8 protein-coding genes are annotated in these 10947 nt (G+C 59.0%); 4 read left to right on the top strand and 4 right to left on the bottom strand.

The genetic code is table 11. The annotated features are described in order from the left end of the window. Positions 1-317: 317 nt before the first annotated feature. Positions 318-1982: an energy-dependent translational throttle protein EttA gene (ettA, locus tag HNO86_RS21085; protein WP_175378856.1), complete on the bottom strand. Its 1665-nt coding sequence runs from the start codon at positions 1980-1982 to the stop codon at positions 318-320. A 287-nt stretch (positions 1983-2269) separates the two neighbouring features. Here ettA and HNO86_RS21090 point away from each other — a divergent pair, with 287 nt between their 5' ends. The 4 genes from HNO86_RS21090 to HNO86_RS21105 all read left to right on the top strand — a co-directional run bounded on the left by HNO86_RS21090 (position 2270) and on the right by HNO86_RS21105 (position 8922). Then, positions 2270-6115: a GGDEF and EAL domain-containing protein gene (locus HNO86_RS21090; protein ID WP_175378857.1), complete on the top strand. Its 3846-nt coding sequence runs from the start codon at positions 2270-2272 to the stop codon at positions 6113-6115. 229 nt (positions 6116-6344) lie between these two features. Next, positions 6345-7598 carry a serine hydroxymethyltransferase gene (glyA, locus tag HNO86_RS21095; protein ID WP_175378858.1) on the top strand — a complete coding sequence of 418 codons (1254 nt, stop codon included), beginning with the start codon at positions 6345-6347 and terminating at the stop codon, positions 7596-7598. A gap of 205 nt (positions 7599-7803) precedes the next feature. Beyond that, positions 7804-8334 (top strand): hypothetical protein, encoded by a 531-nt coding sequence (locus tag HNO86_RS21100; RefSeq protein WP_175378859.1) that lies wholly within the window; start codon positions 7804-7806, stop codon positions 8332-8334. A 21-nt stretch (positions 8335-8355) separates the two neighbouring features. Beyond that, the gene (locus HNO86_RS21105; RefSeq protein ID WP_175378860.1) at positions 8356-8922 is read left to right on the top strand and encodes a hypothetical protein; all 567 of its coding nucleotides are present in this window, start codon (positions 8356-8358) and stop codon (positions 8920-8922) included. A 61-nt stretch (positions 8923-8983) separates the two neighbouring features. On the opposite strand, the gene yjiA is transcribed toward HNO86_RS21105, so the two are convergent. From yjiA to HNO86_RS21120, 3 genes are all read right to left on the bottom strand, one after another. After that, positions 8984-9955, bottom strand: a complete 972-nt coding sequence (yjiA, locus tag HNO86_RS21110) for a GTPase (RefSeq protein ID WP_175378861.1) — start codon at positions 9953-9955, stop codon at positions 8984-8986. A 163-nt stretch (positions 9956-10118) separates the two neighbouring features. After that, positions 10119-10316: a YbdD/YjiX family protein gene (locus HNO86_RS21115; protein WP_077046022.1), complete on the bottom strand. Its 198-nt coding sequence runs from the start codon at positions 10314-10316 to the stop codon at positions 10119-10121. Positions 10317-10330: 14 nt separating this feature from the next. Then, positions 10331-10947 (bottom strand): carbon starvation CstA family protein (locus HNO86_RS21120; RefSeq protein WP_306167734.1); only part of this gene is annotated, 617 nt, incomplete at its 5' end.

Raw genomic sequence — 10947 nt, forward strand, 5'->3', positions numbered from 1 at the left:
AAATTTGAGCCGGACTGTAACAAAGGACTCACGCACTGGAACAGCGCAGAATGTCGCATTGATGAAATTAAATGGTGCACAGGATATAAATCGAGTGTGGTTTTCGGTGGTTTTTGCACCAGAAAAGGGATTCACATTTCGGGTTTTGCACCATCAGGTAGATCGCCTTCGCGGGCAAGCCTCGCTCCTACAGGTCACCCATTCCCCTGTAGGAGCGAGGCTTGCCCGCAAACGGTACGACGCGGTGCCACTGAATAAACCGGCCCATAAAAAAAACGGAGCCCGAAGGCTCCGTTCTCTTTGCAACCAACCCCAAATCAGGCCAGTTTCTTGTGCCGTACACGGTGCGGCTGGGCAGCCGCTTCGCCGAGGCGCTTCTTGCGGTCGGCTTCGTATTCGGTGTAGTTGCCTTCGAAGAACACCGCTTGCGAGTCGTCTTCGTAAGCCAGGATGTGGGTCGCCACGCGGTCCAGGAACCACCGGTCGTGGGAGATCACAATGGCGGCGCCCGGGAAGTCCAGCAGGGCTTCTTCCAGGGAACGCAGGGTTTCAACGTCGAGGTCGTTGGACGGTTCGTCGAGCAGCAGGACGTTGCCGCCCTCCTTCAGGGTCAGCGCCAGGTGAAGACGACCGCGCTCACCACCGGACAGGTCCTTGACGAACTTCTGCTGATCGCCGCCCTTGAAGTTGAAGCGACCAACGTAGGTACGCGACGGGATCTCGTAGTTGCCAATGCGGATCTGGTCGGAACCGTCGGAGATCTGCTGGAACACGGTCTTGCTGCCGTCCAGGTCTTCGCGGCTCTGGTCGACGCAGGCCAGTTGCACGGTTTCGCCGATTTCGATGGAGCCCGAATCCGGAGTTTCCTTGCCCATCAGCATGCGGAACAGGGTCGACTTACCGGCACCGTTACCACCGATAACGCCGACGATCGCGCCTTTTGGCATGGCGAACGACAGGTTGTCGATCAGTACGCGATCGCCGTAGCCCTTGGTGACATTCTTGAATTCGATGACCTTGTCACCCAGGCGCGGACCGGCCGGGATGTAGATCTCGTTGGTTTCGCTGCGCTTCTGGAATTCCTGCGATTGCATTTCTTCGAAGCGTTGCAGACGAGCCTTGGATTTGGACTGGCGGGCCTTGGCGCCTTTGCGCACCCACTCCAGTTCTTCCTTCATGGCTTTTTCATGAGCCGACTGCTGCTTGGATTCCTGGGCCAGACGATCGGATTTGGCTTCCAGCCAGCCCGAATAGTTGCCCTCGTAAGGAATGCCCGCGCCGCGGTCGAGTTCCAGAATCCAGCCAGCGACGTTGTCCAGGAAGTAACGGTCGTGCGTAATCGCTACCACAGTGCCCGGGAAGTCGTGAAGGAAGTGCTCCAGCCAGGCGACGGAATCGGCGTCCAGGTGGTTGGTCGGTTCGTCGAGCAGCAGCATGTCAGGGGCCGACAGCAGCAGGCGGCACAGGGCCACACGACGCTTCTCACCACCGGACAGGTGTTCGACCTTGGCGTCCCAGGCCGGCAGGCGCAGCGCATCGGCGGCGACTTCCAGCTGGCGCTCCAGGTTGTGGCCATCGCTGGCCTGCAGGATCGCTTCGAGCTTGGCCTGCTCGGCAGCCAGCTTGTCGAAGTCGGCATCCGGATCGGCGTAGGCGGCGTAGACCTCGTCCAGACGCGCCTGGGCGTCCTTGATTACGCTGACCGCCTCCTCGACCACTTCACGCACGGTCTTGGTCGGATCAAGTTGCGGCTCTTGCGGCAGATAACCAATGTTGAGTTCTGGCATCGGACGCGCTTCGCCTTCGAACTCGGTGTCGACACCCGCCATGATCTTCAGCAGGGTGGATTTACCCGAACCGTTGAGGCCGAGCACGCCGATCTTGGCGCCGGGGAAGAAAGACAGGGAGATGTTTTTCAGGATTTCCCGCTTCGGCGGCACAACTTTGCCCAGCCGATGCATGGTGAATACGTATTGAGCCATGGAGAACCTAGGGTCAGTGACTGATGAATGATGAAAGCGCAGGCGATGCCCGGGCCAGACCGTGCGCGTGGACCGCTTGATGGAGACCCAAGCGTGCGCGCTGAAAAAAGTCTGATTCTAGGAGCTGGAACGCTCCCGCGTAACCGGCAAAGCTACCTGAATGACGAGAGGCCGTCCAGCCGAGCGGGGCTGGCACTTTGCCACAACTCAAGGCATGCTAGCCGCCCTTCGGGCGTCCGGCTTATAGTGCACGTCGCGCCAGTCCAGCCCAACCGCAGGATTACAGTTTGTCCATTGCCCCTCCGCCCCTGACCACTCGTGCGCCGACAACCGCGAACGGTTCGCCCCTGCGCGGAACACTGAAAAGCGCCCTGGCGACCCTGGTGCTGTTGCTGCTCGCGCTGATGTTCTGGCAATTGCTGGACCAACTGCGAGAAACCCAGAAAACCCAGCGTCAGTACACCATCGACTACACCGCCGACCTGGCCACCCAGGTCAGCCTGAACATGGCGCTGAACGCTCGAATCGCCCTCAACCTGTTGCCCATCGTCGAACAGCCGCAAGGCCTCGAGGAGCAACAGGCGTTGCTGCGCAAGCTGCAAAAATCGCTGCCGGACCTGACCAGCCTCGCCTTGCTCAGCCCGTCGGGAGCCATTCTCGCCGACAGCTCGAGCAACAGCGAAGACGCCGATTACCTGAGCGCGCTGGTCCGGCGCAGTCACGCCCAGCCTCATTACTTCAGCAATGCCATCGATGGTTCGGTCGTGCATCTGTTGTTGCATCAAGGCAGCGGCAGCAGCCGCGGTTACTGGGCCCTGCGCTTCAAACCGACCTTTTTCTCGTCCCTGACTCAGCTTGGCGATGCCGACAATCGTCCGCAATGGCTGGTGGAAAACCGCAACAACCACCAGATCATCAGTCGCGACGAGGCGCTGCCCCTGGTCAATCCGGGCACGCTGACCCAGGACGATCTGAGCAACAGCGTGCTGACCGTGCCCCTGAGCAGCAGCGACTGGCAACTGCGCGGGCTGTTCGATCGCCAGCAGGTGCTGGAAGAACTGCTGCCGGCCTTCATCGGCAAATGCCTGCTGGGCCTGGCCTTCTCGATGCTGCCTTTTATCGTTCTGCTGAACATGCGCCGGCGTCAGCGCCAACTGCATGAAGGTCGTCGGCGATATCAGGAGATTTTCGAAGGCACGGGCGTGGCCCTGTGTGTACTCGACATGTCCGGCCTGATGAGCGCTTTCGACAAGGCCCGCGTGCAGAGCAACGAGCAACTGCGCGAATGGCTGCGGGACCCGGAACAACGCCGGCAGCTGTTGCAGGCGCTGCGCATTACCGAAGTCAACCAGGTGGCGTTGCAACTGCTCAACGTCGGCTCCCGCGAACAGGCCTGGGATCTGCTGATAGAAGGCAACCCGCTGGATGGCAGCGCCATCGGCAATCAGGTGCTCGAGGCGACGCTCAATCAACAGAAGCAGCTGGAACTGGAGATCAAGCTCCAGGACGCCGCCGGCCGCGACCAGCACCTTTGGCTGGTGCTGCGCCTGCCGCAAAGCCCGGAAGATTATAAAGCGGTGATCCTGAGCATCACCGATATCACCAGCCGCAAGCTCACGGAGCTGTCGCTGCAGGAGCGGGAAGGTTTCTGGTCCGACGTGGTGCGTACCGTGCCCGATCACCTCTATGTGCAGGATGTGATCAGCCAGCGGATGATTTTCAGCAACCACCACCTGGGCCAGACCCTGGGTTACAACCGCACCGAACTGCAGCAGATGGGTGAGTATTTCTGGGAAATCCTTCTGCACCCCGACGATGCCGACTTCTATCACCGCTCGCGCCATCTGCAACGCCAGGATGGCTACAGCCAGTTGATGCAATGCCAGTTGCGCTTCCGTCACCGTAACGGTGAATGGCGGCGTTTCGACATTCGCGAACAGGCCCTGGCCCGGGACAAGCACAACCAGGTGACCCGCATCATTGGTGTCGCCAAGGACGTTACCGAGCAGATCGAAGCCAGTGAATCGCTGCGCGACAGCGAGCAGCGTTACCGGATGCTCGCCGAAAGCATCAGCGACGTGATCATCTCGACCGACAGCCGCCTGAGCCTCAACTACGTCAGCCCGTCGGTGCAGGCCGTGCTGGGCTACGACGCCGAGTGGATTTTCCAGAACGGCTGGCACTCGACCATCGCCAACCCGCAGCAGCTGACCGGTATCTACAGCCTGATGGAACGGGTCAGCAAGGCGCTCGATCAGCCCGAGCAACTGGCGCTGCTGCGCAGCCAGGTGCAGACGCAACTGTTCCTGTTCGACTGCCTGCGGGCCGACGGGCGCAAGATTCCGATCGAGCTGCGACTGGTGCTGGTATGGGACGAGCACGACGCGTTCGAAGGTGTGCTCGGTGTCGGTCGCGACGTCAGCCAGCAGCGCCGCGCGGAAAAAGACCTGCGCATGGCGGCCACGGTTTTCGAGCACTCGACCTCGGCGATTCTGATCACCGACCCGGCCGGCTATATCGTCCAGGCCAACGAAGCCTTCAGCCGTGTCAGCGGTTATGCGGTGGAACAGGTCCTCGACCAGTTGCCGAACATGCTGACGGTCGATGAGCAGCAGGAAGCCCACCTGCGTTATGTACTCAAGCAACTGAACCAGAACAGCACCTGGGAAGGCGAAGTCTGGCTCAAGCGACGCAACGGCGAGCACTACCCGGCCTGGGTCGGTATCACTGCGGTGTTCGACGACGAAGGCGATCTGGCCAGCTACGTGTGCTTCTTCAGCGACATCAGCGAGCGCAAGGCCAGCGAGCAGCGGATTCATCGCCTGGCCTATTACGACGCCCTGACGCACCTGCCCAACCGCTCGCTGTTCCAGGACCGCCTGCACACCGCTCTACAAGCGGCCGAACGACAGAAGTCGTGGGTGGTGCTGATGTTCCTCGACCTCGACCGTTTCAAGCCGATCAACGACTCCCTGGGGCACGCCGCGGGCGATCGCATGCTCAAGGAAATGGCGACCCGTCTGCTCGAATGCGTCGACGATGACGACACCGTGGCGCGCATGGGTGGCGACGAGTTCACCCTGCTCCTGCAACCTCGGGCCAACCGTGAGACCGCCTTGAACCGGGCGATTCACGTGGCAGAACAGATTCTCGCCGGGCTGGTGAAGCCGTTCGTGCTCGAAGGCCGCGAGTTCTTCGTCACGGCCAGTATCGGCATCGCCCTGAGCCCGCAGGACGGCAACGAACTCAGCCAACTGATGAAGAACGCCGACACCGCGATGTACCACGCCAAGGAACGCGGCAAGAACAACTTCCAGTTCTACCAGGCGGACATGAACGCCAGCGCCCTGGAGCGTCTGGAGCTGGAAAGCGATTTGCGTCATGCCCTGGAACAGAACGAGTTCACGCTGTTCTATCAGCCTCAGTTCAGCGGCGATGGCAAACGTTTGACCGGCGCCGAAGCCCTGCTGCGCTGGCGTCATCCGCGCCGCGGCATGGTGCCGCCGGGGGACTTCATTCCGGTGCTCGAGGAACTGGGCCTGGTGGTGGATGTGGGCGAGTGGGTGATCAGCGAGGCCAGCCGCCAGCTCAAGACCTGGCATCAGGCCAAAATGCGGGTGCCGAAAGTCTCGGTGAATATCTCGGCCCGGCAGTTCTCCGACGGCCAGCTCGGCACGCGGATCGCCACCATCCTCAAGGACACCGGCCTGCCGCCGGCGTGCCTGGAGCTGGAACTGACCGAAAGCATCCTGATGCGCGAAGTCAGCGAGGCGATGCAGATTCTCGATGGCCTGAAAAACCTCGGCCTGAGCCTGGCGGTCGACGACTTCGGCACCGGTTATTCATCGCTCAACTACCTCAAGCAGTTCCCGATCGACGTGCTGAAGATCGACCGCACCTTCGTCGATGGCCTGCCCTCGGGTGAACAGGATGCGCAGATCGCCCGGGCGATCATCGCCATGGCTCACAGCCTGAATCTGGCGGTAATCGCCGAGGGTGTGGAAACCCAGGAACAGCTGGATTTCCTGCGCGAACACGGCTGCGACGAAGTCCAGGGCTACCTGTTCGGGCGCCCGATGCCGGCGGACCGGTTCGAAGAGCAGTTCATCAGAGATGCAGTGGGGCAGCTTTAAGCTGCAAGCTGCAAGCTGCAAGCTGCAAGCTGCAAGCTGCAAGCTGCAAGCTGCAAGCTTCAAGCTTCAAGCTTCAAGCAAAGCCAATCCGCTTTTCCTCTTGAGGCTTGCAGCTTGAAGCTTGAAGCTGAATCCCTTTCGTCTGCGACATGACGTCCTTTCATATGCCTTCCAAAACCCGTTGGGGTAGAATGCCCCCCTTTTCCGCCCCCGATCCTTGAGGACCGCCATGTTCAGCCGTGATTTGACTATTGCCAAGTACGACGCCGATCTCTTTGCCGCCATGGAGCAAGAAGCTCAGCGCCAGGAAGAGCACATTGAGCTGATCGCTTCGGAAAACTACACCAGCCCTGCGGTGATGGAAGCTCAAGGCTCGGTACTGACCAACAAGTACGCCGAAGGCTACCCGGGCAAGCGCTACTACGGTGGTTGCGAGTACGTCGACGTCGTTGAGCAACTGGCCATCGACCGTGCAAAAGAGCTGTTCGGCGCCGATTACGCCAACGTTCAGCCGCACGCCGGCTCGCAAGCCAACAGCGCCGTCTACCTGGCCCTGCTGTCCGCTGGCGACACCATCCTGGGCATGAGCCTGGCCCACGGCGGTCACCTGACCCACGGCGCCAGCGTTTCGTCCTCGGGCAAGCTGTACAACGCCATCCAGTACGGCATCGACGCCAACGGCCTGATCGACTACGACGAAGTCGAGCGTCTGGCTGTTGAAAACAAGCCGAAAATGATCGTGGCCGGTTTCTCCGCCTACTCGCAGGTTCTGGACTTCCCGCGCTTCCGCGCCATCGCTGACAAGGTCGGTGCCTACCTGTTCGTCGACATGGCCCACGTGGCCGGTCTGGTTGCCGCCGGTGTCTACCCGAACCCGGTTCCATTCGCCGACGTCGTGACCACCACCACTCACAAGACCCTGCGCGGTCCACGTGGCGGCCTGATCCTGGCTCGCGCCAACGCCGACATCGAGAAGAAGCTGAACTCTGCGGTATTCCCTGGCGCCCAGGGCGGCCCGCTGGAGCACGTGATCGCTGCCAAGGCGATCTGCTTCAAGGAAGCACTGCAGCCTGAGTTCAAGGCCTACCAGCAACAAGTGGTAAAAAACGCCCAGGCCATGGCCAGCGTGTTCATCGAGCGCGGTTTCGACGTGGTTTCCGGCGGTACTCAGAACCACCTGTTCCTGCTGTCGCTGATCAAGCAGGAAATCTCCGGTAAAGATGCCGACGCCGCTCTGGGCAAGGCTTTCATCACCGTGAACAAGAACTCCGTGCCAAACGACCCTCGCTCCCCGTTCGTCACCTCCGGCCTGCGCTTCGGTACTCCGGCTGTGACCACTCGCGGCTTCAAGGAAGCCGAGTGCAAGGAACTGGCAGGCTGGATCTGCGACATCCTGGCTGACCTGAACAACGAAGCGGTGATCGACGCCGTTCGTGAGAAAGTCAAAGCCATCTGCAAGAAGCTGCCGGTGTACGGCGCCTGATAGCAGAGCGTTTAAAAAAGCCCGGCCATATTGGCCGGGCTTTTTTTTGCAAATCAAACATCCGAAAAGCCCTCCACAAGCTCAATAAAAATTCCGAAATATTCGATTATCAAACAAAAGCCAATTCAAACTTCGTTGCTGCTAGCTTAGTCACAAGCCGAACTGACTCGGCCCTGCTTAAAACAATGAAATGGAGTTCTCGAACATGGCCAAAAGCAAAGACCAATCTTTCGTTGCATCATTGAAAACAAACTATGGAAACCTTCATCTACCGAAAATAACCTACGGAAAAACCACCCATGTAAAAAAGCTCGATTATGATGCCTGGTCATTCGAGGCCAACATGGATGTATCCAGTTACCTGTGCGTAAAAAGTGATGCCCAGAACCATCAGATCAAGTTTTATTTTTATTGCATCGAAGACTACTATTCGATCTACCTTCTCACTAATGGCTTGTATCACCGCCAGGCCCTTAGTAACGAAAACAAGGATTTCATTGGCGCCTTCCCGCCTGACCGCAACCAAACCACATTCAACCTGCTCGATGACCGGGGACGCATCGTCACGCTCGACCAGCTCGACAGCGACCACAAAAAAATCAGGATCCAGACCCGGGGCGGAAAGACCCTGAGTGTGCGCGGCAACACCACAGTGGGCGGCCTCGTCTGCACCGAATCGGCCAAAGCAAAGCCTCTGGAATTCACACTCGATATCCTCAATCGCGGTGCGGTTTGACCATCACGGCAGGTAACGTCAATGAATACTGATCGACAAAAATCCTTCATCGCGACTATCGGCACTGATTTCGGACTTCTTAACTTTCTGGAGGTAATGCACGGTGAGCGCGCGATTTCCACACCCGTTCGTGCCAGTGGCGGATTTTTCACCGGGCGTCCGCAAGTTCGCGATGATTCACATCTATTGGGATTGCGCAGCGATGTCCCTATAAATCACATGCCTCGCCTGATGATTTACTTTAGATATTCCGATAACGGGTATCGACTCTACATTCGCACGCCAGGACCTTACTACGGAATGTGCCTCAGCATCGATGACAACGGATTAGCCGGTGCCTTTCCCGCGGACAAATCAGACATCTTTTATATAACCCGAGAAAACGGCACACCCATCAACCTTGAAAACCTCAAAAACATTACACCTTGCATTTACTTGCTACCCAGAGAATCGCAAGCTCTTCACGCGCAAATAATCCGAGGGTCACCTTATACTTATATCGCCGCCAAAGGTGGAACAGCCCAGACCTTTAACTTGAACATATTGGAAAGAAACGTTCCTTATATCAATCATCCTGATGAAGTCTGAAGCGGCAAGGTTTTGCACCTGCGGGTGACGATTGCAACATCGCACCCGCTTCGGTGACGTCTCAATCCGCCACCACCCTGGCAAACCCCTTGCGGATTTTCTCTTCCGGCAAATCATCAGCAATGAACACGATCACGCTTTCACGCGTTTCATCGTCCGCCCACTCTGTGTCCCAGTCGAAACCGTATAGCTTCAGCACCCCCTGAAACACCATGCGTCGCGGCTCGCCCAGGATGTTCAACACGCCTTTGTAGCGCAGCAATTGCTTGCCATGGTCCTCCAGCAGTTCGTTCATGAATTCGCTGAGCTTGTCGATGTCCAGCGGCTTGTCGGTGCGCAACACAAGACTGGAAATACGATCGATGGAAGGTGCCGTACTGACCGGACGCAAGCTCACACTGCCGCCCAGGTCGGCATTGAGATTAAAACCGCGCACGTCGAGCATTTCCGCCAGGTCGATTTTGCCGTGATCAACCACACGTATGGGCGCGCGGCGGTTGATGCGGGTCAGGCGCTCGCTCAGGGCATTGAAAGTCGATTCGTCCACCAGGTCACGCTTGCTCACCAACAAACGATCGGCGAAACCGATCTGCGCCTGGGCGATGGTTTGGGTCAGCTGCTGCTCGGCATGCGCCGCGTCCACCAGGGTGATGATGCCGTCGAGGATGTAACGCTCGCGCAGTTCCTCGTCGATGAAGAAGGTTTGCGCCACCGGTGCCGGATCGGCCAGCCCGGTGCATTCGATCACCAGGCGGTCGAAGGCGATTTCGCCGCTGTCCAGGCGTTCGAGCAGCAGGTAAAGCGCCTTGGTCAGATCGGTGTGGATGGTGCAGCAGACGCAGCCGTTGGACAGCGTCATCACTTGCACCGGCTCTTCGCCCAGCAACTGGGTGTCGATACCGGCGTCGCTGAATTCGTTTTCGATCACGGCGATCTTCAGGCCGTGCTCGGCCTTGAGCAGATGGCGCAGCAGCGTGGTCTTGCCGGCGCCGAGGAAGCCGCTGAGGATCGTGACCGGGATGGGAGAGGACACGGTGAATCTCCTGTCGCATGAAATTTAAAGACAAACGCAAAACAAATGTGGGAGCGGGCTTGCTCGCGAAGGGGTCGTGTCAGTCGACATGAATGCTGAATGACACACCGCTTTCGCGAGCAAGCCCGCTCCCACAAGGTATTGCGTCAACCTTCGCGCTGAATCAACAGCACTTCGGCCCACCCTTGCCACCGTAACGGGCTTCCTGGCGCTCGCGGAAGAACGCCTCGTAGCTCATCACCGGTTTGTCCGGGTGTTTGTTTTGCATGTGCTCGACGTAGTTGTCGTAGTCGGGCATGCCGACCATCAGGCGCGCGGCCTGACCGAGGTACTTACCGAGGCGACTCAGGTCATTGAACATGCTGCACTCCTCGATCACGCATCCGGTAGCGCCTGGAAGGGCGATTCTTTATCCGTACGCTCTTTTTTACCCCAGGAGGCAATGCCGACCTTGAGTGCATAGAACAGGATGCTGAACACCACGAACAGGAACAGCGCGGTCAGCGTAGCGTTGGTGTAGGCGTTGAAGATCACATGTTGCATCTGCGTGATGTCCTTGGCCGGCGCGAGGATCTGACCGTTGGCCAGGGCATCGCTGTATTTCTTGGCCAGGGACAGGAAGCCGATCGCCGGACTTGGGTCGAACAACTTGATGAAGCCTGCGGTCGAGGTGCAGATCAGCAGCCAGACCGCCGGCAGCATGGTCACCCAGACATAACGCTGGCGCTTCATTTTGATCAGAACCACGGTGCCGAGCATCAAGGCAATACCGGCCAGCATCTGGTTGGAGATGCCGAACAGCGGCCACAGGGTGTTGATGCCACCCAGCGGATCGATCACGCCCTGATACAGCAGCCAGCCCCACATGGCCACGCAGCCTGCGGTGGCGATCAGGTTGGCGGTCCAGGATTCGGTACGTTGCAACGCCGGCACGAAGGAGCCCAGCAGGTCCTGCAGCATGAAACGACCGGCACGGGTACCGGCGTCGACCG

The organism is Pseudomonas sp. C1C7, assembly GCF_013359595.1.
Lineage (GTDB): Bacteria > Pseudomonadota > Gammaproteobacteria > Pseudomonadales > Pseudomonadaceae > Aquipseudomonas.